General features: G+C 71.9%; 18 protein-coding genes and 1 pseudogene. 9 read left to right on the top strand and 10 right to left on the bottom strand.

All coding sequences use genetic code 11. The features are described from left to right. Positions 1-65: 65 nt before the first annotated feature. Entirely contained in the window at positions 66-1,247 is a 1,182-nt protein-coding gene (gene lhgO / locus AB0J72_RS24475; RefSeq protein ID WP_363402336.1) for an L-2-hydroxyglutarate oxidase, read from the top strand. A 17-nt stretch (positions 1,248-1,264) separates the two neighbouring features. Continuing rightward, on the top strand, positions 1,265-1,798 hold the full coding sequence (locus AB0J72_RS24470) for a hypothetical protein (RefSeq protein WP_363402334.1): 534 nt from the start codon (positions 1,265-1,267) through the stop codon (positions 1,796-1,798). 30 nt (positions 1,799-1,828) lie between these two features. On the opposite strand, the gene AB0J72_RS24465 is transcribed toward AB0J72_RS24470, so the two are convergent. After that, positions 1,829-2,977: an acyltransferase gene (locus AB0J72_RS24465; protein WP_363402332.1), complete on the bottom strand. Its 1,149-nt coding sequence runs from the start codon at positions 2,975-2,977 to the stop codon at positions 1,829-1,831. A 48-nt stretch (positions 2,978-3,025) separates the two neighbouring features. Here AB0J72_RS24465 and AB0J72_RS24460 point away from each other — a divergent pair, with 48 nt between their 5' ends. Continuing rightward, on the top strand, positions 3,026-4,909 hold the full coding sequence (locus tag AB0J72_RS24460) for a hypothetical protein (RefSeq protein WP_363402330.1): 1,884 nt from the start codon (positions 3,026-3,028) through the stop codon (positions 4,907-4,909). 43 nt (positions 4,910-4,952) lie between these two features. Here the strand turns inward: AB0J72_RS24460 and AB0J72_RS24455 are convergent, their stop codons facing one another. Genes AB0J72_RS24455 through AB0J72_RS24440 form a run of 4 tightly spaced genes read right to left on the bottom strand, consistent with a single transcriptional unit; the run spans position 4,953 to position 7,096 of the window. After that, complete coding sequence (locus AB0J72_RS24455) at positions 4,953-5,549, bottom strand: hypothetical protein (protein WP_363402328.1); 597 nt, start codon at positions 5,547-5,549, stop codon at positions 4,953-4,955. A gap of 11 nt (positions 5,550-5,560) precedes the next feature. Continuing rightward, positions 5,561-5,812 carry a hypothetical protein gene (locus tag AB0J72_RS24450; RefSeq protein WP_363402326.1) on the bottom strand — a complete coding sequence of 84 codons (252 nt, stop codon included), beginning with the start codon at positions 5,810-5,812 and terminating at the stop codon, positions 5,561-5,563. Positions 5,813-5,870: 58 nt separating this feature from the next. After that, positions 5,871-6,263, bottom strand: coding sequence for a RidA family protein (locus tag AB0J72_RS24445; protein WP_363402324.1), 393 nt, complete (start codon positions 6,261-6,263; stop codon positions 5,871-5,873). Continuing rightward, positions 6,263-7,096: an NAD(P)-dependent oxidoreductase gene (locus AB0J72_RS24440; protein WP_363402322.1), complete on the bottom strand. Its 834-nt coding sequence runs from the start codon at positions 7,094-7,096 to the stop codon at positions 6,263-6,265. Before AB0J72_RS24440 ends, AB0J72_RS24445 begins: the two co-directional genes overlap by 1 nt. 7 nt (positions 7,097-7,103) lie before the next feature. Here AB0J72_RS24440 and AB0J72_RS24435 point away from each other — a divergent pair, with 7 nt between their 5' ends. Next, complete coding sequence (locus tag AB0J72_RS24435) at positions 7,104-8,036, top strand: LysR substrate-binding domain-containing protein (protein ID WP_363402320.1); 933 nt, start codon at positions 7,104-7,106, stop codon at positions 8,034-8,036. Positions 8,037-8,090: 54 nt separating this feature from the next. Here the strand turns inward: AB0J72_RS24435 and AB0J72_RS24430 are convergent, their stop codons facing one another. The 3 genes from AB0J72_RS24430 to AB0J72_RS24420 all read right to left on the bottom strand — a co-directional run bounded on the left by AB0J72_RS24430 (position 8,091) and on the right by AB0J72_RS24420 (position 12,075). Beyond that, positions 8,091-10,940, bottom strand: a complete 2,850-nt coding sequence (locus AB0J72_RS24430; RefSeq protein WP_363402318.1) for a vitamin B12-dependent ribonucleotide reductase — start codon at positions 10,938-10,940, stop codon at positions 8,091-8,093. A 65-nt stretch (positions 10,941-11,005) separates the two neighbouring features. Further along, positions 11,006-11,554 carry a transcriptional regulator NrdR gene (nrdR, locus tag AB0J72_RS24425; RefSeq protein ID WP_344503234.1) on the bottom strand — a complete coding sequence of 183 codons (549 nt, stop codon included), beginning with the start codon at positions 11,552-11,554 and terminating at the stop codon, positions 11,006-11,008. A 266-nt stretch (positions 11,555-11,820) separates the two neighbouring features. Further along, positions 11,821-12,075, bottom strand: a complete 255-nt coding sequence (locus AB0J72_RS24420) for a LysM peptidoglycan-binding domain-containing protein (protein ID WP_363402316.1) — start codon at positions 12,073-12,075, stop codon at positions 11,821-11,823. A 464-nt stretch (positions 12,076-12,539) separates the two neighbouring features. Between AB0J72_RS24420 and lexA the strand changes: the two genes are divergently transcribed. Further along, entirely contained in the window at positions 12,540-13,220 is a 681-nt protein-coding gene (gene lexA, locus AB0J72_RS24415; RefSeq protein WP_344503255.1) for a transcriptional repressor LexA, read from the top strand. Between the two features lie 1,823 nt (positions 13,221-15,043). Here lexA and AB0J72_RS24410 read toward each other — a convergent pair. Further along, entirely contained in the window at positions 15,044-16,252 is a 1,209-nt protein-coding gene (locus AB0J72_RS24410) for a DUF349 domain-containing protein (protein WP_363402314.1), read from the bottom strand. A gap of 233 nt (positions 16,253-16,485) precedes the next feature. On the opposite strand from AB0J72_RS24410, the gene AB0J72_RS24405 reads away from it, so the two are divergent. From AB0J72_RS24405 to dapF, 3 genes are read left to right on the top strand one after another with little or no spacing between them, the layout of a single operon-like run. Further along, positions 16,486-17,118, top strand: a complete 633-nt coding sequence (locus tag AB0J72_RS24405; protein WP_363402497.1) for a class III extradiol dioxygenase subunit B-like domain-containing protein — start codon at positions 16,486-16,488, stop codon at positions 17,116-17,118. Continuing rightward, positions 17,109-18,020 (top strand): tRNA (adenosine(37)-N6)-dimethylallyltransferase MiaA, encoded by a 912-nt coding sequence (gene miaA, locus AB0J72_RS24400; protein ID WP_363402495.1) that lies wholly within the window; start codon positions 17,109-17,111, stop codon positions 18,018-18,020. Before AB0J72_RS24405 ends, miaA begins: the two co-directional genes overlap by 10 nt. A 4-nt stretch (positions 18,021-18,024) precedes the next feature. Then, entirely contained in the window at positions 18,025-18,876 is an 852-nt protein-coding gene (dapF, locus tag AB0J72_RS24395) for a diaminopimelate epimerase (RefSeq protein ID WP_354888565.1), read from the top strand. A gap of 141 nt (positions 18,877-19,017) precedes the next feature. Here dapF and AB0J72_RS24390 read toward each other — a convergent pair. After that, positions 19,018-20,418: pseudogene (locus AB0J72_RS24390) on the bottom strand (NAD-dependent malic enzyme); the annotation flags it as partial. Between the two features lie 113 nt (positions 20,419-20,531). On the opposite strand from AB0J72_RS24390, the gene hflX reads away from it, so the two are divergent. After that, complete coding sequence (gene hflX, locus AB0J72_RS24385; protein WP_363402312.1) at positions 20,532-21,932, top strand: GTPase HflX; 1,401 nt, start codon at positions 20,532-20,534, stop codon at positions 21,930-21,932. Positions 21,933-21,955: the final 23 nt, after the last annotated feature.

Raw genomic sequence — 21,955 nt, 5'->3', positions numbered from 1 at the left:
TCGGGAACGCTAGCACGGCTAGGATGCGAGGTACCCAGCGCCAATCAGGGGCTTGAGGAGGCAGCGTGCGGTTCGTGGTCATCGGTGGCGGGATCGTCGGCCTGGCCACGGCGCACCGGATCACCCTGGAGCACCCGGACGCCGAGGTCACGGTCGTGGAGAAGGAGCAGCGCTGGGGCGCGCACCAGACCGGGCACAACTCCGGCGTCATCCACGCGGGCGTCTACTACAAGCCCGGCAGCCTCAAGGCCACGCTGTGCAAGGCGGGCAGCGCGTCGATGGTGGACTTCTGCCGGGAGCACGGCATCCCGCACAAGGTGACCGGCAAGCTGATCGTGGCGACGGAGGAGTCCGAGCTGCCGCGGCTGCGCAGCCTGTACGAGCGGGCCGTCGCCAACGGGCTGCCGGCGCGGCTGGTCGACGCCGCCGAGGCGCGGGAGCTCGAGCCCGAGGTCGCCTGCGTGCAGGGCATCCACGTCGCCTCGACGGGCATCGCCGACTTCGGCGCCGTGTGCGAGACCCTCGCGACCCTGCTGGAGAAGGCCGGCGCGACGCTGCGCCTCGGCGCGCGGGTGAGAGGCATCTCCACCCTGCACGGCGAGACGGTCGTGCACACGGAGGTCGGCGACATCTTCGCCGACGTGCTCGTCAACTGCGCCGGCCTGCACGCCGACCGGGTCGCGAAGATGGCCGGCATCACCCCGCCCGCCCGGATCATCCCGTTCCGCGGCGAGTACTTCGAGCTGCGACCCGAGCGCCGCCACCTGGTGAACGGCCTGATCTACCCGGTGCCGGACCCGCAGTTCCCGTTCCTCGGGGTGCACCTGACGAAGATGGTCGACGGCAGCGTCCACGCCGGCCCCAACGCGGTCCTCGCCACCGCCCGCGAGGGCTACTCGTGGTCCCGCGTCCGCCCCGGCGACGTCGCCGACACGATCGCCTACCCCGGCATGTGGCAGCTCGCCCGCAAGCACCTGCGGTACGGGCTCACCGAGGTCCGCCGCTCCCTGTCGAAGAAGCGGTTCGCCGAGAGCCTGGCCCGGCTGGTGCCCGCGGTGACGGCCGCCGATCTCGTTCCGGCGTCGGCAGGTGTACGGGCACAGGCCATCACCCGGGAAGGCGCCCTCGTCGACGACTTCCTCATCGTCGCCGAGGGCCGGCAGGTGCACGTCCTCAACGCCCCGTCCCCGGCCGCGACCAGTTCTCTGGAGATCGCGAAGTACATCGTCGACCGCCTGCCGAAGTAGGCGGTAGGGTGCGCGTCGTGCGAAGGGTTGTCGCGGCGCTCACGGCGCTGCTCGTGCTCACCGGCTGCGACGACGCCGGCGCGAGCCCGGCCGCCGCGACCCCGTCCACCGCCCCGGCGGCGGCCTCCGGCGGCGCCTGCCAGCTGCTCGACTTCCCGGTCGTCAACGCGAAGCTCGGCCTGCAGTACGGCGTGGCCGCCGCGGCGACGCTGGAGAACACGTTCACCTGCGTCCTCCAGCCGCAGAAGGCCCCGCTCCCCGACCTGATCCTGTCGGTCAGCGCCACCACCATCGGCCCCGACATCTACGCCACCGCCGTCCAGCCGAAGGGCGCCGCCCCGGTCCAGGGCCTCGGCGCCGCCGCGTACCAGCGGCAGTCCCCCGCCGCGGAGGGCACCGGCCCGGCCGTCGAGGTCGGCTGGCTGGCCGGCAACAAGCGGATCATCCAGCTGACGGTCCACCTCCCCGCCGGTACCGGCGACGACAAGGCGACGGAGCTCCTGCCGAAGCTCGTGGACCTCGCCAAGCTGATCGACCTCAGCAGCCTCTGACCGGTCCGGCACGTGCGATGACCGGCGGGCTCAGCGGTCGGCGGTGACCACGTCGCGGGTGACCGGGCGGGTCGGCGGGGCGTCCACCGGCCGCCGGGGGCGCGGCGGGGTCCAGTGCTTGAGGCGCAGGGCCGGGCGCTCGACGAGGTGCCAGGAGGCGGCCGCGAGCAGGGCCGTGGCCAGGGCCGACGCCGTGACGTACGCGGGCAGGCCCCACTGGTGGACGCCGAGGGCGGCGAGGGTCTGCTGGGTCGGGAAGGCGTAGATGTAGATGCCGTACGAGTAGTCGTGGGTCCGGCCGATCCGGTGGGTCCACGACGGCAGGGAGCAGGCGGCCCACAGCAGCAGGTAGGCGAGCGCCGGGTAGCCGAGCACGGGGAAGGCGCCGAGCCGGAGCGTGGCCAGCAGCAGCGCCGCCGCGGCCGCCGCCAGCGCCGGGTGCGCCGGGATGCGGTCCTGGTACAGCTGCGCCGACGCACCCAGGAGAAACAGGAAGCCCAGGTAGATGAGCATCTGGGTGTCGAGCGACCCGAAGAAGGGGATCGGCCCGAACGACCCGCGGGGGTGCGGGACGGTGTGCGTCTCGGGCAGCTGGTGGAGGAGGTCGCTGAGCAGGACCGAGTAGGCGCCGGCGGTGAGCAGCAGCACGAGTCGCGGGGAGCGGCGGACCACGCCGCAGGCGGTGAGGGCGGTGAGCACGCCGTACCAGAACAGCTCGAACGACAGGCTCCACAGCGACCCGTTCACGACGGAGACGCCGCCGGTGAGCCGGCCGTAGGGCGTGTCGGTGAACAGCGTGCCGATGCCCCACTGGTGCGGCTGCCCGAGGGCGTTGTGCCGGGCGAACGCCAGCGCCGCGGGAAACGTCGCGAAGCAGCCGGCGCAGGCGGCGGTGACCAGCAGGCACGCCCACAGGCCGGGGAAGATCCGCAGGCACCGGTGCCAGGCGAACCGGACGGCGCCCAGGCGGCCGGCGCTCGCCGTGACGAGGAAGCCCGACAGGACGAAGAACCCGTCCACGGCCAGCGCGCCGAGGTCCGCCTGACCGCCGGTGAACCCCAGCCCCGGTGTCGCCCGCCCCAGCCCGAGCGGCCACGAGTGTCCTACCAGGACCGCGAGGGCCAGGCACAGCCGCAGGAAGCCGAGCGCATTCGAGCGGGGTGAGTACCGGTCAGCCAACACATCCTGACAAACGACCAGATGCCCGACTTCGTCGTTAAGTGAGTTGTGTCAGTATCCTCACCCCCGAAGACGGACACCCTCCTCCCCCACACCACGCCGAAGCCGGACGCCACACCCAAGCAACTGGTCACCGCCGCGCTGGTCGCGGCCGCCTGGCTGGTCATCGCCCTGCTGTACCTCGCCGGAGTCGCGTACGTCGTCCCGCCGCTGCTCCTCGTCGCCACCGCGGCGCTCCTGCGCGGCGGCCGGACCGTCCTCGACCGGATCATGCTCGCCACGGGCCTGCTGCTCGGCCTCACCTGCCTCGGCGCGCTCGTCTTCGCCGTCTGGCCGTGGGGCCTGCACCCGGTGACCGCCGGCGGCACCGCCGCCACCGCCCTGATCCTCGCCGCCGCGAAGACCGGCCGCCGCCCGCGGCTGCCGCGCCTCGGACCCACCGACGCGGTCGCCGCGCTCGCCGTCGCCGCGGTCGGCGCGATCGTCGCCTGGCCGCTGCTGCGCGACGGCCGGACGGGCCGCCTCGCGCAGGTCATGGAGGGTGAGGACCTCGCCCGGCACGCGGCGCTCTTCGACGCGATCCGCCACGCCGGCGGGTACCTCTTCCAACACCCCGGCCAGGGCAGGACGCTCGTCTACGAGGGAATGGTGTCCTACCCGCAGGGCTCGCACCTGACCGCCGCCCTGCTCGACGGGTTCGCCAGGTCGTCCGCCGTCGACATGGGCACCGGCACCGGCATGTTCGACCACTACCTGGCCTTCGTCACCGGCGGCTACCTGCTGCTCGTCGCGACCCTCGTCTGGGCCGCGCAGTGGATCGGCGCCGGCGGCCTGACCCCGGCGCGCACCGCCGTGCTCGCGGCCGGGATCGCCGGGCTGTGCGCGTTCGGCGAGCTGCTGGACCTCGTCCGGTTCGGCTACCCGAGCCAGGTCCTCGGCCTGGTGGAGGCGCTCATGCTCCTCGCCGTCCTGGTCCGGCCCGTGCCCCGCCCGCGGCAGCAGCTGCTGCTCGTCGCGGCGCTGCTGGCGGCGGTCGGGTTCACGTACTACCTGTACCTGCCCCCGATCGGCCTGGCCGCGATCCTGTGGCTCATGCGGGAGCGCCGCAACCACCGGATGCGCCGCATCCCCGCCGTCGCGCTCGCGATCGCCGTCACCAGCGCCGTGCCCCTCGCCATCGGCGTCCTCGTCGCCGGCCAGACGGGTGCGCTGCTCAGCGTCGGCTCCCTCCGGGTCGGCCGCGAGGGGCTCGCCGTCCTGCTGTGCGTCGTCGCGTCGAGCATGCTGACCGGGCGTGGGCGCAGGAGCCGGATCTGGCGCTCGTACGCCCTGACGTTCGTCCCCGTGGCCGGCTTCGCCGTCGGGATGCTGGCGGTGCAGCGCGTCTTCGGCTCGGGCAGCGGCTACTACGCCAACAAGGCGCTGTTCCTGGTCCTGGTGCTGCTGATCGCCGGCGTCGGCGCCCTGGCGCTGCACCTCCCCCGGCGGCCGCTGGGCTCACCGCATCTGCGGGCCGCGTCGGTGCTGATGGCGATCGTCGCCCTCATCGGCGGCGAACGGGCCGGCGACCAGCGCGACCACCTCGACACCCAGCGGACCTGGCTCGCCGGCGCGGCCGCCGACCAGGTCGCCTACGCCAGGGCCGCCCTGGCCCTCGCCCCCGGCGCCCCGGCCGTCGTCATCGGCGACGACCCCGGCTACGACTCCTACCGCCTGACCCTCTTCATCTCCACCCTGCACCGCACCTCCGGCGAGATGGCGGGCGCCACCTACCACATCGGCCCGATCAACTCCCCGGACCGCCTCGACGCCGTCGTGGTGCGGATGCCGGGCCCCATGCGCCTGCTCGCCCTCACGGACGACGCGTACACCCGCGCCGAGGCCCTCCGCGACCGCCACCCGGCCGTCGCGATCGACGTCGTCCGCCCCTGAACCCCGTCCCGCGGCATGACCGCCGCGGAACGGGGGTGCGGCCCTACTTCGCGGGCTTGCGCAGCGCCTTCAGGGACGCGTGGGCGGACTTGGCCGCGGCGCGGATCGGCTGGACCTGGGAGCGCAGGGCGTCGCCGTCGGAGCCCGGCTTCAGCGCCAGGAGGGCGTCGACCTTGCCCTTCAGGGTGGCCTCGACCGCGTCCAGCTTCGCGGTGTCGGCGCCGGGGCGCGAGCGCAGCGCGGCGATGACGGCGAGCTCGGTGTCGATGGCGGCGGTGAGGCGCACCTTCGGGCCGGTGAGGACGAAGACGCGGTAGTCGAAGACCATCGACTGGGCGTCGGCCTTGACGGCGGCGGCGGTCGTCTCGCCCTGGACCTTCGTGCGCAGGGCGGTCAGGCCGGTGCGCTGGTCGGCGATGAGCTTGGTGAGGGTGTCGCGGTGGCCGGACTGGACCTGCTTCGCGCCGGCGAGGTTGGTCTCGAACTTCTTCAGCGCGTCGAGCCGCTTGTCGATGCGGCCGACGACGGCGGTCTTGGCCCCTTCCAGGGTCACGGCACGCGCGGACGGCTCGGCCCAGGCGGCGCCCGGGACGAAGACGGCGGCGAGCACAAGGGTCAGGGCGATCAGGGTGCGCTTCATCAAGGTCCCTCTCAGTCTTCGTCGTCGGCGGGCTGGGCGTCGCCGGACAGCTGCTGCTCCACCTGGTCGAGCAGCTGGTCGACATCCCCGGCGGTGCCGGCGGTACCGGCAGTGCCGGCGGTGCCGGTCGAGGTGGCGGCGGCCGGCGCGGCCGGCGTCTGGGTCGAGACCGCGGCTGGCTGGTGGCCGCGCCGCTGCTGGCGCCCGCACCCGCCGGCGAACAGCAGCACGACCGCGAGCGCGACGGCGATGGTTCGTCTCATGGGGGACATGGTGCGTCCCGCGGGTAAGCGCACCCCGCGGGACAACGTAAGGATCAGGTCAGAGCGCCGCGACCACCTCGACCTCCAGCAGCGCCCCGTCGCGGAAGAGCCGGGACACCTCGACCGTGGTGCTGGTCGGCGGCGGACCGGTGAAGACGGCCCGGCGGACCTGGCCGTACAGGGGCAGCAGCGCCATGTCGGTCAGGTACGTCCGGATGTTGACGACGTCCGCGAAGGTGGCGCCGTGCGCGGACAGCAGCGCGCCGATCAGCTCGAACACGCGCGTGGCCTGGGCGACCATGTCACCGGGGCCGACCAGCGCGCCGTCGTCGTCGAGGGCGATCTGACCGGACAGGAACAGCAGCGCACCGGTGCCGGCGTCGATGCGGGCGACGTGCGAATACGCACCGACGGGTGCCGCCACGCCGGACGGGTTGTCAAGGACGAGCATCAGGTTTCCTTTCGGGATCGGATCGCGATCGTGGACAGGTCCGCCGACGGGTCGGCGGCCGCGAGGTGCCGGCCGGCGGCGAGCGCGACCGGCAGGTCCCGGCCCGCGACGCTCAGGGCGAGGTCCTTGGCCGCCAGCCGGACCGGGAAGCGGGCCTTGCCGGACAGGCGCTGGACGGCGTTGCCCAGCGGGCCGGACGCCAGCGCCTCCAGGGCGTCGGCGCGGGGCACCCCCAGGTCGTCGGCGACCTGCAGCGCCTCGGCCAGCGCGGCCAGCGCGGTCACGAGCGCGGTGTTGAGCACCACCTTCATCGCCGCACCGCGGCCCGACGGGCCACACCGGCGGACGTCGCCGAGCGTGGCGAGCACCGGTGCGACCCGGTCGACGGCGGTGGTCGTACCGCCGGCGAAAATCCTCAACGTCCCGCCCTCGGCGGCGCCGGTGCTTCCGGCCACGGGGGCGTCGACCAGGTCCACGCCGGCGGGCAGTGCGGCGGCGAGCTCGCGGACGGCGTCCGGGCCGATCGTGGACATCTCGACGAGCGTCGCCGTCGGCGGCAGCCCGGCCGCGGCGACGACCGACATGACGACGGGGCCGTCGGTGAGCATCGTGATGACGACGTCGGCGTCCCGGACGGCCTCCCGCGCTGACGCGGCGACGGCGACGCCTTCGACGGGGCGCGGCGTGCGGCTCCACCCCGTGACGGGGAACCCGTGCGCGGCCAGCCGGCGGGCGATCGGCGCCCCCATGCTGCCGAGCCCGAGCACAGCGATCTTCTGCATGCGTCCGACCGTATGGGCGCACGAGCGATGCGACCAACGAATGTCTGGCATCGCCGCCATGTGGTATGGGAATGTCTGGAGCGTGCAGACGGAGATGCTGGAGGTGTTCCGGGAGGTCGCCCGGCAGCGCTCGATCACCGCGGCCGCGACGACGCTGCGCTACACGCAGTCGGCGGTGTCCCGGCAGGTCGCGGCGCTGGAGCTGGAGGTCGGGGCGCGCCTGTTCGACCGGCTGCCGCGCGGGGTCGCGCTCACCGAGGAGGGCCGCTGCCTGCTGGAGCACGCGACCGCCGTCCTCGACCGGCTCACCCTGGCCCGGCGCGAGGTCACCGCCGTGCACGCGGGCACCGCCGGCCGCCTGCGGGTGGGCGCGTTCGCGACCGCCGACGCCGCGCTGGTCCCGCGCGCCCTGGCCCGCTTCCGCGCCGGCCACCCCGACGTCCGCCTGTCGCTCATCGAGGGCGTCACCGGCCGTCTCCTGGCCGCGCTCCTCGCCGGCGACGCCGACGTGGCCCTGGTGACGACGAGCGCCGACCGCCCGTTCGACGACCCGCGCTTCACCACCCACCACATCCTGGACGAACCCGTCCTCCTCGCGGTCCCCCAGCACCACGAGCTGGCGTCAGCGGCGTCGGTACCGCCCGCGGCGCCGGTTTCGCTGGCCGCGCTGGCGGACGAGGCGTGGATCGCGGGCTCGGCCGCCCCGGAGGAGACCCTGCTCGGCCCGAGCGTGCGGCTCGGCTTCCGCCCCAGGATCGACTTCGTCGCCGCCGAGTGGACCGCCAAGCTCGGCTTCGTCGCCGCCGGCCTCGGCGTGACCCTCGTGCCCGCCCTGGCCGCCCGCGCCGCCCCCGCCGACGTCCGCCTGCTCCCCCTCGACCCGGCCGAGGTCCCACCCCGCACCGTCCTGGCCGCCACCCTCGCCGGCCGCACCACGCCCGCGACGGTCACCGGCTTCCTGACCGTCCTGCGGGACCTCGCCGCCACCTGAGCGCACGGAAAGGGGGAGCCGGGCACCCGGCTCCCCCCTGTTTGTTGCGGAAGGTCAGCTGCAGCCGCTGGTGGAGCCGCAGCCCTCGCACACGTAGCAGCTACCGGCGGGGCGCATCTTCGTGCCGCAGGTGAAGCACAGCGGCGCGTCGGCGGCCTTGCCCTGGACCAGTTCGAGCAGTTCGGTCGACGAGCCCACCTTGCGCGGCGCCGGCGCCTCGACCTCGACCGGCTTCGCCACCGGCTTCGTGGCGGCCGTGACCGGGGCGGAGTTGCGCATCTCGGTCAGGTCGACGTCCGGCTCGCCCGCCTCGGCGCGCAGCTGGGCGGCGCGCTCCGCGGAGGTCAGGATGCCCAGCTCCGAGCGGGTGTCGAAGTCCAGGAAGTCCAGCGCCAGCCGCCGGAAGATGTAGTCCATCACCGACGAGGCCAGGCGGATGTCCGGGTCGTCGGTCATGCCCGCCGGCTCGAACCGCATGTTGACGAACTTGCTGACGTAGGTCTCCAGCGGGACGCCGTACTGCAGGCCGATGGAGATCGCCACGGAGAAGGCGTCCATGACGCCGGCCAGGGTCGAGCCCTGCTTCGACATCTTCAGGAAGACCTCGCCGAGGCCGTCGTCCGGGTACGACGACGCGGTCAGGTACCCCTCGGCGCCGGCGACGGAGAACGACACGGTCGAGCTGGGGCGCTTCTTCGGCAGCCGCTTGCGGACCGGGCGGTACTCGATGACCTTCTCGGTCTTGACGACCTCCTGCACGACGGGCGCTTCCGCGACCGGCTCTTCCTTCTTCGACTTGCTGACGGCCGACAGGGGCTGGCCGACCTTGCAGTTGTCGCGGTAGATCGCGAGGGCCTTGATGCCGAGCTTCCAGCCCTGGAAGTAGATCTCCTCGACGTCCTCGACGGTGGCCGCCTCCGGCATGTTGACCGTCTTGGAGATGGCGCCGGAGATGAACGGCTGGATCGCCGACATCATCCGTACGTGACCCATGGGGGCGATGGTCCGCTCGCCCATGGCGCAGTCGAAGACGCTGTAGTGCTCGGCCCGGAGGCCGGGGGCGTCGACGACGTGGCCGTGCTCGGAGATGTGCTCGACGATCGCCTCGACCTGCTCCTCCTGGTAGCCCAGGTTGCGCAGGGCGCGCGGGACGGTCTGGTTGACGATCTGCATCGAACCGCCGCCGACGAGCTTCTTGAACTTGACCAGCGCCAGGTCCGGCTCGACGCCCGTGGTGTCGCAGTCCATCATCAGGCCGATGGTGCCGGTCGGGGCGAGGACGCTGGCCTGCGAGTTGCGCCAGCCGCTCCGCGCGCCGATCTCGTTGCCCCGGGCCCACTCCGCCGTCGCGGCGGCCTTGATGGCGACGTCGACCCCGCCGACGGTGGTGATGGCGTCGTTGGCCGTGGCGTGCTGCCGCATGACCCGCTGGTGCGGCAGGGCGTTGCGGGCGTACCCGTCGTAGGCGCCGACGATCCCGGCCAGCTCGGCCGAGCGCCGGTACGCGGTGCCCGTCATGAGGCTGCTGATCGTCGCGGCGACCGCGCGGCCACCGTCGGAGTCGTACGCGAGGCCGCTGGCCATGAGCAGCGCGCCGAGGTTGGCGTAGCCGATGCCGAGCTGCCGGTACGCGCGGGTGGTCGCGCCGATCTTGTCGGTCGGGAAGTCGGCGAAGCAGATCGAGATGTCCATCGCGGTGATGACGAACTCGACCGACTTGACGAACTTCTCCACCGCGAACGAGCCGTCGGCGTTGAGGTACTTCATCAGGTTGAGCGAGGCGAGGTTGCAGCTGGAGTTGTCCAGGTGCATGTACTCGCTGCACGGGTTGGACGCGGTGATCCGCCCGGTCTCCGGGCAGGTGTGCCACTCGTTGATCGTGTCGTCGTACTGGATGCCGGGGTCGGCGCACTCCCACGCGGCCAGGGCGAGCTTGCGGAACAGCTCACGGCCCTTGACCGTCGACACGACGCTGCCGTCGAGCCGGGAGCGCAGCGCGAACTCCGCGTCGTCCTCGATCGACTGCATGAACTCCGCGGAGACCCGGATGGAGTTGTTGGCGTTCTGGTACTGGACGCTGACGATGTCCTTGCCGCCGAGGTCCATGTCGAAGCCGGCGTCGCGCAGGGCGCGGATCTTGTCCTCTTCGCGCGCCTTGGTCTCGATGAACTCCTCGACGTCCGGGTGGTCGACGTCCAGGATGACCATCTTCGCGGCGCGGCGGGTCGCGCCGCCGCTCTTGATCGTCCCGGCGGACGCGTCGGCGCCGCGCATGAAGCTGACCGGGCCGCTGGCGGTGCCGCCGCTGCTGAGCAGCTCCTTCGAGGAGCGGATCCGGGACAGGTTGACGCCCGAGCCCGACCCGCCCTTGAAGATCAGCCCCTCTTCCTTGTACCAGTCGAGGATGCTGTCCATCGAGTCGTCGACGGCGAGGATGAAGCAGGCGCTCACCTGCTGCGGCGACTGGGTGCCGACGTTGAACCACACCGGCGAGTTGAAGCTGAACACCTGGTGCAGCAGCATCCAGGTCAGCTCGTGGGCGAACACCTCGGCGTCGGCGGACGTCGCGAAGTACCCGTGGTCCTCGCCGGCCTTGCGGTACACCGTCACGACGCGGTCGATCAGCTCCTTCAGCGACCGCTCGCGGGCGTCGGTGCCGACGGCGCCGCGGAAGTACTTGGTGGTGACGATGTTCGCCGCGTTCACGGACCAGAAGTCGGGGAACTCGACGCCGCGCTGCTCGAAGTTGATCGAGCCGTCGCGCCAGTTGGTCATGACGATGTCGCGACGCTCCCACGTCACCTCGTCGTAAGGGTGGACCCCCTCGGTCGTCCACACCCGCTCGACGCGCAGGCCCTGTGCCTCTTTGCGCGACGCTGCCTTGGTCTTCGTCTCCCCCGCCATCCGCGGCCCCCTCATTGTCTTCGATGGTGTTCTGGTTCGTGTCTCGTCGCTCGTACTGGCGCCGCTCAGCCGACCGGTTCGGCGGCGCGCTCCCCCTGTGGCGGCGCCGCCTGGTGCTGCGGCGCGCCCTGTGCGGTGCTCTGGTGCTGTGTCGCGCTGGCCGGGCGGTTCGAGGCCGCGCGCAGCGACGCGATCTCGCGCTCGAAGTCCTGCAGCGAGTCGAACGATCGGTAGACGCTCGCGAAGCGGAGATACGCCACCTCGTCGAGCTCCCGCAGCGGCGCCAGGATGGCGAGGCCGACCTCGTGGCTCGGCAGCTCGGCGGCACCCCTGGCGCGCACGGTCTCCTCGACCTTCTGCGCGAGGACGGCGATCGCGTCCTCGTCGACCGGCCGGCCCTGGCAGGCCTTCCGGACCCCGGCAACGATCTTGCTTCGGCTGAACGGCTCGGTCACCCCGCTGCGCTTGACGACCGCGAGGACCGCCTCCTCGACGGTGGTGAACCGCCGACTGCACTCGGGACAGGACCTCCGACGGCGGATGATCTGGCCGTCCTCGGCCTCCCGGGAGTCGACCACCCGGGAGTCGGCGTGGCGGCAGTACGGGCAGCGCATGCGATGGCCTTCCAGTCTACGTCGGATATGTCCTGACAAAACGCACGCGAATGCCCAACGGTCGGCCTTGGACGCTGGCCTCCGCTGGTTCTTCACCGTAAGTAAGGGTGATTGCCGAATCCACAACCTGTGGACGGCTTACAGCCCTGTAACTACTACATCTAGGGGTAGACGCTATGCCTGACCCCTACGCAGACGCAAGTTGAACGGCGATTTACGCCCCCTGCGTGTCGCGGCTCTCAGCGGCCGCCACACATTTGTCCTGATCAGCGCTGCCGAGGCAGGGTAAGCCGCTGTCCGGCGTCGACACTGTAGCCGTCCAAGTTGTTGAGACGGCGGATCTCCTCCATGGTCGCGTCGCGCCCACGGCCCCCCGAATGCCGGGTCGCGATGTCCCACAGCGTGTCGCCCGGCTGCACGATCACCACGGGCGCCGGCCCCGGCTGGTCGGCCGCCTGCCCGGGCACCGCGACGAGCGTGAACAGCCCACCGGCGACCATCAGCAGCAGACAGAAGAGCACGACACGGCCGCGCCGAGTGAGCCGGATGGGTGGGTTTCGCGGGTGCTGTCGCATCTCAGCCCTCGATTCCGTACAGCCGTTCGATCGAACGGACGTACGATGGTCTACCAGAGCGGGAAGACCCGAGTCCAGCAACACGCCGAAAAATCGGCGCGCCACGTAGTACAGATGTTTGAAACTGTCACACCTCGGCGATACGGTGATCCACACACGATCGAGACGATTGATCGGGATACCCGAAATTTGCGACAGCCGGCGCCGTCACACCCGGTGGCGGTCAGGTGGCGGGCCCCTCAAGGCCCGTCCGCACCCGCGGCCTTCCCACCGCGGGTGCCAACAAGAGGGAGGACGACGTGTCAGCCGACGACCGCACCGACGAATCCGCCGAATCCGCCGAGGTCACCGCGATCGGCAGCGGCAGCAGCCGCCGGGCCGGCACCCGCCGCCGCGGAGGCGAGCCGGAGATGCGCGCGGTCACCGCGGTGGTCAGCGCCTTCCCCGACCTGTTCGCCGCCGACCTGACCGTCCGCCAGCGGCGCATTCTGGAGTTCATCCGCAGCGCCGTCGACCGCAACGGCTATCCCCCGAGCGTCCGCGAGATCGGCGAGGCCGTCGGCCTGGTGTCCCCCTCCAGCGTCGCCTACCAGCTGAAGGAGCTGGAGCGGAAGGGCTACCTGCGCCGCGACCCCAACCGTCCCCGCGCCGTCGACGTCCGCCCCCCGAGCGAGCTCGTCGCCGTCGACGAGGAGGCCGAGCGCGCCGCCCGCCCCGCCCCCGCCTACGTGCCGGTCCTGGGCCGCATCGCCGCCGGTGGCCCCATCCTGGCCGAGCAGGCCGTCGAGGACGTCTTCCCCCTCCCCCGCGAGCTCGTCGGCGAGGGCACCCTCTTCATGCTCCAGGTCAAGGGCTCCTCAATGATCGAGGCCGCCATCTGCGACGGCGACTGGGTCGTCGTCCGCCAGCAACCCACGGCCAACAACGGCGACATCGTCGCCGCCATGATCGACGGCGAAGCCACCGTGAAGACCTACCGCAACCGCGACGGCCACGTCTGGCTCATGCCACAGAACCCCGCCTTCGACCCGATCGAGGGCGACCACGCCACCATCCTCGGCCGCGTCGTCACCGTCGTCCGCCGCATCTGACCTCCCTCCTTTCCCTCCGCACCACCCGCCTCAGGGCCCGCCCAGCCACCCGGCCGAGCGGGCCTCTCCGCGTCCCCACCCCACGACCGCTGAGCGCCACCACGCCCCAGACGACAACCCCGGAGACACAGGTCACCCGACCTCATCGCCGACGGTTATCGCAACGGCACAACCGCGCCCAAGTCTTGCCCCGACCGCCGAACCCCGCCCTCAACCCGATCCTCAGCAACCAAGCCACCATCCCCGACCGCGTCGCCACCGCCGCCCGCCGCACCTGACGATGACCACGGAGGCGCAGAACCTCCCGACTCTCACCAGCACCGGTCAACCGCAACGGCATCACGGTGCCCAGACCGGGACCCAGGCAGCCGAACCCCCTTCAACCCTTCCCGGCCGCGACCACACCTCCGTCCTCGATCGCGCCATCACCGCCCGCCGCATCTGACCTCCCCGCACCACCCACCTCAGGACCCGCCTGACCGAGCGGGCCTTCCGTATCTCCCCGACCCGCGATCCCGAAGCACAGCCACGCCCCCAGGCGACAACCACGGAGACACAGACCACCCAACCCTCGTCCACAACGGCACAACCCCGCCCAGACCATGGCCCACGCCGCAGAGCTCCACCTTCAACCCGATCGCCGGCAATCACGCCACCATCCCCGACCGAGCCTCCACCGCCGCCCGCCGCACCTGACGACGCCGGAGACACAGACCGCGCCGCCCTCGCCCGCAACGGCCAACCGCAACGGCATCACAGTGCCCAGACCGGAGCCCCGCCGCCGAACCCCACCCTCAACATCTCCGGCGACCACTCCACCACCGCCCGCCGCACCTGACCTCCACCACACCACCCACCTCAGGACCCGCCCAACCACCCGGCCGAGCATGCCTTCCACACCGCCCCGGGCCGCGACCCCGAAGTACAGCCACGCCCCGGACGGCGACCATGGAGACACACGCCGCCAACCCTCGTCCGCAACGGCACAACCCCGCCCAGACCAGGGCCCAGACCGCCGAACCCCCTTCAACCCTCTCGTCGGCGACACACCTCCGTGCCCGGCCGGGTCATCGCCGTCCGCCGTATCTGGCCTCCCCGCACCACCCGCCTCAGGGCTCGCTCAGCCACCGGGCCGCAGAAGAACAGCCACGATCCAGGCGACAACCGCGGAAACACAGGCCGTCGGCAACGGTCACCGCAACGGCGCAATCGCGCTCACACCGGGGCTGTGCCGCCGAACCCACCTTCGACTCGGTCGCCGGCAAGCAAGCCACCATCCTCGACCGCGGCGACATCGCCGTCCGCAGTATCTGCCAGGCGGGGCCGCCGATCACCCACGCGCGTCGATCGGCACAGGGGAAGTTTCATCCCGCGACCGTGGCTGAGGCTTGTAGGCGCGCTCCGGTCGATCTGGGGCAGCAAGGCTCACTGACCACGCCATCATCCCGGCCGCATTCCCCCTGTTCGCGCATCGCCACTGGTGCGGCAACGGCAATTCCGACCGGGAGGCGGATCGGCTGGCCCACAGCACGACCTATGCCCTTAACCCGTCGCCTCGGCGTCCGCTTCGACCGCCGCTTCGACCGCGACTTCTGCCGCGTTTAAAAGACGTTGGTCAATGTCTGGGTTTGTGGCCTTTGCGCCATCGAGGTTGTGCGATCCACCTGCAAAATGATCTCTGATTGGTGGGTGGGTCGCGCAGCGTCTATCTGCGGGGCGAAACGGGGCGTAAACGACGTTGACCACTACACGCCGCGGCGTGTAGTGGTCAACTTTCTATGTCGGACGGGCTCGGGGGCCCGTCACTGGAGAAGTCTCGAGGGTCAGCCGGTGTGCTCGGCCATCGCCAGGAACTTGCGCTTGCTCTCCAGGGCCTTCTCGGCTTCCTTGATGCGGCGCTGGTCGCCGGCGGCCTGGGCCGAGGCCAGCTGCTGCTCGGCGCGGGCCACCTGCTCCCGCATCTGGGCGAGCAGGGGGCTCGCCTCCGGCGGGGTCCGGCGCCAGGCGGCGTCCATCGCGGTCTTCACCTTGTCCTCCACGACCCGGAGGCGCCGGTCCAGACCGGTCTGCGCCTCGCGGGGCACGCGGCCGACCTCGTGCCAGGCCGCCTGGATGTCGCGGAGCTTCGCCTGGGCGCCCTTCGGGTCGGCGTCGACGTCGAGCGCCTCCGCCTGGACCAGGAGGGCCTGCTTGGCGTCCAGGTTGCCCTTGAACTCGGCGTCGCGGGCGCTGAAGACCTCGCTGCGGCGCTTGAAGAACGAGTCCTGGGCGGCGCGGAACCGCTCCCAGAGCTTCTGCTCGGTCTCCTTCGCGGCGCGGGGCGCGGCCTTCCACTCGGTCATGAGCTCCTTGAGGCGGGCAGCCGTCGCGTTCCACTCGGTGGACTCGGCGATCTGCTCGGCCTCGACGACGAGCTCCTCCTTGCGACCCTGGGCCTGCTTGCGGCTGGCGTCGAGGGTCGCGAAGTGGGCGCCGCGGCGGCGGGTGAAGGCGTCGCGGGCTGCCGCGTACCGCTTCCACAGCTCGCTCTCGGCCTTCTTCTCAACGCCGTGGATGGACTTCCACTCGTCGAGGATCTCCTTGAGGCGGTCGCCCGCGGTCTTCCAGCCGGTCGCCTCGGCCGCGATCTGCTCGGCCTCCTCGACCAGGGTGGTCTTTCGGGTGAGCGCCTCGGCGCGGGCGGCGTCGCGGGCCGCGCGGGCGGCGCCGGCCTTCTCCTCGGCGATCGAGGTCAGCTTGTCGAGGCGGGCGGCGAGCCCGTCGATGTCGCCGACCACGTGGGCCTCGTCGAGGCCGCTGCGCAGCCGCTTGATGGTGGACAGCGACTGGCCGGCGTCGGCGGCGCCGCTGCCGAGGCGGGCCTCGATCAGGTCGACCTCGGTCATCAGGTCGGCGAACCGGCGGGCGAAGTGGGCAAGGCCCTCCTCCGGTGTGCCGGCCTGCCACGATCCGATGGCCCGCTCTCCGGCTGCCGTCTTCACGAAGACGTTGCCGTCAGCGTCGATCCGTCCAAACGTCGTAGGCTCGCTCATCTGCCATCCTCGCTCCCGGCGTCCGTGGGATCGGGTATCCCACTGTCACGCCGCCATCGCACAGCAAAGTTCCCCAGGGCATTCTCACAGGTGCGCCCCGGGGGCGGTCGAGGGCCTGCGGCCGAACCGTGACCATTCCGGTGCCGAACGGGCCGCAGGATGCCACAAAGACCGTCCCCGATAACGTTAAGACCGTGCCACTCGTCGCCGCCGCCGTCTGCCCACATCCGCCGATGCTCGTGCCGGAGGTGGCCGCGGGGGCCGCCGGGGAGCTCGACGAGCTGCGGGCCGCCTGCCGCGTGGCGGTGGCGCACCTGTCCGGCGCCGAGTCCCTGGTCGTGGTCGGTGCCGACACGTCGACGGTACGCCGTGAGCCACCGTTCGGGGGGACCCTGGCCCCGTGGGGCATCGACAAACGGGTCGGCGAGGAGACCGGCAACCCGCTGCCGCTCAGCCTGCTCATCGGCGCCTGGCTGCTCCAAGACGTACATTTCGCAAATGTCCAGTTCTACAGCGTCGCCGTCGACGCGACCCCCGGCGAGTGCGCAGCACTGGGGCAGCAGCTGACCAGTACCGACGCCGCGCTCTTGATCCTCGGAGACGGATCCGCGTGCCACGGCGAGAAGTCGCCTGGCTACGACGACCCCAGGGCCGAGGGCTTCGACGCGGCCGTCGCCGACGCCCTCGCCAAGGGTGACACCGCGGCCCTGCTCGACCTGGACCCGGCCCTCGCCACCGAGCTGCTCGCGGTCGGCCGGGCGCCGTGGCAGGTCCTCGCGGGCGCGGCGGGCAGGCCGGCGACGACCGAGCTGCTGCACCGCTCCGCCCCGTACGGCGTCGGCTACCTCGTCGCGAGCTGGCGGTGACCCGGGTCGTCGCGGTCGTCGGCCCGACCGCCGCCGGCAAGTCGGCGCTCAGCCTCCGGCTCGCCCACGAGCTCGGCGGCGAGGTGGTCAACGCGGACTCGATGCAGCTGTACCGCGGCATGGACATCGGCACCGCGAAACTTTCCGTCACCGAGCGTGACGGGGTGCCGCACCACGTGCTGGACATCTGGGACGTGACGGAGCCGGCGAGCGTCGCGGTATACCAGCGGCTCGCCCGCGCCGCGATCGACGACATCGCCGCCCGCGGACGGGTTCCGCTGCTGGTCGGCGGCTCGGGCCTCTACGTGCGGGCCGTCCTGGAGGACTTCGACTTCCCCGGCACGGACGCGGCGCTGCGGGCGGCGCTCGAGCAGGAGCTCGCCGAGGTGGGCCCGGAGGCGCTGCACGCCCGGCTCAGGAGCACCGACCCGGAGGCCGCGGAGCGCATCCTGCCCGGTAACGGCCGCCGGATCGTCCGCGCGCTGGAGGTCAACGCGCTGACCGGCACCACGTTCATCGCCCGCCTGCCGTCACAACCGCGTCCCGTGTACGAGTCGCTGCAGCTCGGCGTGGACGTCGACACGGCGGTGCTCGACGAGCGCATCGAGGCGCGGGTGGACACGATGTGGGCGGCGGGACTGGTCGACGAGGTGCGCGCCCTGGAGAAGGTCGGCCTGCGCGACGGCCGGACCGCCGGCGCCGCGCTGGGCTACAAACAGATATTGGACTATTTTTCCGGTTTGTCGGATGAGCCGGAGGCGCGGGCCGAGACGGTCCGGGCCACCAGGCGGTTCGTGCGGCGGCAGCGGTCATGGTTCCGCCGGGATGACCGGATCGTGTGGCTCGATGGTGGTGCTGGTGACATCACTGCAACGGCGCTGGAGGTCGTGCGGCAAGATTGACGCCATGCGCTTCGCCAAGGGACATGGAACGGGCAACGACTTCGTCATCCTGCCCGACCCCGACGGCGTGCTGCCGTTGACGCCCACGTTCGTCGCCGCGCTCTGCGACCGCCGGCGGGGCATCGGCGCCGACGGCGTCCTGCGCGTGGTCCGCAGCGCCGCCCACCCCGACGCCGAGGCGTCCGCGGGGACGGCCGAGTGGTTCATGGACTACTGGAACGCGGACGGCTCCCAGTCCGAGATGTGCGGCAACGGTGTGCGCGTCTACGCCCGCTACCTCGCCGAGGCCGGCCTGGTCGCGCCGGAGGGGTCGTTCAACCTGGTCACCCGCGCGGGGGTGGTGCCGGTCACCATCGGTGAGGAGATCGCCGCCGGGATGCCGATGCCGCGGGTGTACGTGCAGAGCGAGGCCACCAGCGAGGGACGCGTCTTCGAGGGCACGGCGGTGGACGTCGGCAACCCGCACCTGGTCTGCCCGGTCGACGAGCCGACCCTGGAGCGGCTCGACCTGAGCCATGCCCCCGGGATCGATCCGCTGATCTTCCCCGCCGGCGTCAACGTCGAGTTCGCCGCGGCCGGGTCGCCTCCGGCCGGCGCCGACCTGTACCGGCGGATGCGCGTCTACGAGCGCGGCTCCGGCGAGACCCAGTCGTGCGGCTCCGGCGCGTGCGCGGTGGCGGCGGTCGCCCTCGAGCACGCCGGACTGGAGACCGGCGTGGTCGTCGTGGACGTGGCGGGCGGCCGACTGACGATCACGCAGACCGGCTCGGAGTTCCTGCTCGCCGGGCCGGCCGTGATCGTCGCGCACGGTGACGTCGACGCCCAGGCGATCCGGCAGCTGGCCCCGACCTTCTGACCCCGCTCCGCCGGCTCCGCGGCCGTTGAGCCGGCCCAGGGGGTGGTTCGCCCCGGGCCGGCCCCGGTGGCCTTACGGCTGCTCGACGGGCGCCGGCTCCGCCGCCGCCGCGCCGTCGACGGTGCTGTCCAGGTGGACGCCCTTGGCGGCGGCCCTGACGGCGGCGGCGACGGCCGGGGCGACCCTCGCGTCGAAGACGCTGGGCACGATGACGCTCGGGTTGAGCTTGTCCTCGCCGACGGTGTCCGCGATCGCCCGCGCCGCCGCGATCGCCATCGCCTCGGTGAACTCGCGCGCCTGCGCGTCGAGCATCCCGCGGAAGACGCCCGGGAAGGCGAGCACGTTGTTGATCTGGTTCGGCTGGTCGGAGCGGCCGGTCGCGACGATCGCCGCGTGCTCGCGGGCCTCCCGCGGGTCGACCTCCGGGTCGGGGTTGGCCAGGGCGAACACGATCGAGCCGGGCGCCATGGTCGCGATGTCGTCGCCGGTGAGCAGATTCGGGGCGCTGACCCCGATGAACACGTCCGCGCCCCGGACCGCGCCCTTGAGGTCGCCCGAGTAGCCGGACTTGTTGGTGTTGTCGACGAGCCACTGCCACGCGCCGGACAGGCCGGACATGCCGCGGTGCAGGGCGCCCGGCCGGTCGGTGGCGATCACGTCGCCGACGCCCTGGTGCAGGAGCAGCTTGATGATGGCCGTGCCGGCCGCGCCGGCACCGCTCACGACGACCCTGATGTCACCCATGGACTTGCCGACCACCCGCAGCGCGTTGGTGAGCGCGGCGAGGACGCAGATCGCGGTGCCGTGCTGGTCGTCGTGGAACACGGGGATGTCCAGCATCGCCCGCAGCCGCTCCTCGATCTCGAAGCAGCGGGGCGCGGCGATGTCCTCGAGGTTGATACCGCCGTACGCGGGGGCGATCGCCCGCACGATCGCGATGATCTCCTCGGTGTCCTGGGTGTCGAGGGCGACCGGCCACGCGTCGACGCCGCCGAACCGCTTGAACAGCGCCGCCTTGCCCTCCATGACGGGCATGGCGGCGGCCGGGCCGATGTTGCCGAGGCCGAGCACGGCGGAGCCGTCGGTGACGACCGCCACCGTGTTGCGCTTGATGGTGAGGCGGCGGGCGTCGTCCGGGTTCTCCGCGATCGCGAGGCAGACCCTGGCCACCCCGGGCGTGTACGCCCGCGACAGCTCGTCGCGGTTGCGCAGGGCGACCTTCGGGGTGACCTCGATCTTACCGCCGAGGTGCAGCAGGAACGTGCGGTCGGACACCTTCCGCACGTCGACGCCGTCGAGCTTCTCGAGGCAGGAGACGACCTGCTCGGCGTGCGCGGAGTCGGCGGTGTCACAGGTCAGGTCGACCACGACGGCGGTGCTGTCGGAGTCGACCACGTCGACCGCGGTGACGACACCCCCCGCCTCGCCGACGGCGGTGGTGAGGCGCCCGATCGCCGAGGCGTCGGCACGGACGGAGACACGGATGGTGATTGAGAACCCGGCGCTGGGCAATCGGTGCGTGGCAGTCGTCACGTACCCCATTCTCACTCGCACGTTCACCCGGCGGCACGGGGGGACATATCAAGTGCCGTATGGCCGATGAAGTGTCACGATTGGAGGGTTGTACTGATCGACTTTAGGAGAACATGTTGCGAGTGACTGCCGCAGAATCCTGGGATCTCGCCGAGGACGGCGACGGCCTGGAGCTCGAGGAGCGGCATGCGCTTCGCCGTGTCGCAGGTCTGTCGACCGAGCTCGCCGACGTCACCGAGGTCGAATACCGCCAGCTGCGCCTCGAGCGGGTCGTGCTCGTCGGGGTGTGGACCGAAGGCACCGCCACCGACGCGGAGAACTCCCTCGCGGAGCTCGCCGCGCTCGCCGAGACCGCCGGGTCGCAGGTCCTCGACGGGCTGATCCAGCGCCGCAGCCGGCCCGACTCCAGCACCTACATCGGCTCCGGCAAGGTCGACGAGCTGCGGGCCGTGGTGCAGAGCAGCGGCGCCGACACCGTCATCTGCGACGGGGAGCTGTCCCCCTCGCAGCTGCGGACCCTGGAGGCCAAGGTCAACGTCAAGGTCATCGACCGGACCGCGCTGATCCTGGACATCTTCGCCCAGCACGCGAAGAGCAAGGAGGGCAAGGCCCAGGTCGAGCTCGCGCAGCTGCAGTACTTCCTGCCGCGGCTGCGAGGCTGGGGTGAGGCGCTGAGCCGGCAGGCCGGTGGCTCCGCCAGCGGCAACGGCGGCGTGGGCCTCCGCGGCCCCGGTGAGACCAAGATCGAGACCGACCGGCGCCGGATCCGCACGAAGATCAGCCGGCTCAAGCGCGAGATCGCCGCGATGGCGACGATCCGCGACACCAAGCGCGCCACCCGGCGCCGCAACCGGGTGCCGAGCGTCGCGATCGCCGGGTACACCAACGCCGGCAAGTCGAGCCTGCTCAACCGGCTCACCGGCGCCGGCGTACTGGTGGAGGACGCGCTGTTCGCCACCCTGGACACGACGACCAGGCGGTCCCGCACCGACGACGGCAGGCTCTACACCCTGTCGGACACGGTCGGGTTCGTCCGGCACCTGCCGCACCAGCTGATCGAGGCGTTCCGCTCCACGCTCGAGGAGGTCGCCGAGGCCGACCTGGTCCTGCACGTCGTGGACGGCTCGCACGCCGACCCCGAGGAGCAGGTCCGCGCGGTCCGCGAGGTGCTCGCCGAGGTGGGCGCCGACGCCGTGCCGGAGCTGCTCGTCATCAACAAGATCGACGCCGCCGACGAGGAGACCCAGCTGCGGCTGAAGTCGCTCTGGCCGGACGCCGTGTTCGCCTCCGCGCGCACCGGCTCGGGCATCGACGCGGTCAAGGCCGCGCTGGAGCAGCGGCTGCCGTGGCCGGCGATCGAGCTGACGGCCGTCGTGCCGTACGAGCGGGGCGACCTGGTCGCCAGGGTCCACACGATCGGTGAGGTGCTGGAGACCGCCCACCTGGCGGAGGGCACGCGGATCCGGGCGCGGATCAATGACGCCCTTGCAGCGGAGTTGGCCCCATTTGCCGTGAAGTCGTAGGTTTATCCGATCACTGCGAGTGA

Source organism: Dactylosporangium sp. NPDC049742, from assembly GCF_040674675.1.
In the GTDB taxonomy this organism is placed as follows: Bacteria; Actinomycetota; Actinomycetes; order Mycobacteriales; family Micromonosporaceae; genus Dactylosporangium; species Dactylosporangium maewongense.
The sequence above is the reverse complement of the archived record's forward strand: the minus strand, read 5'-3'. Positions and strand labels throughout refer to the sequence as shown.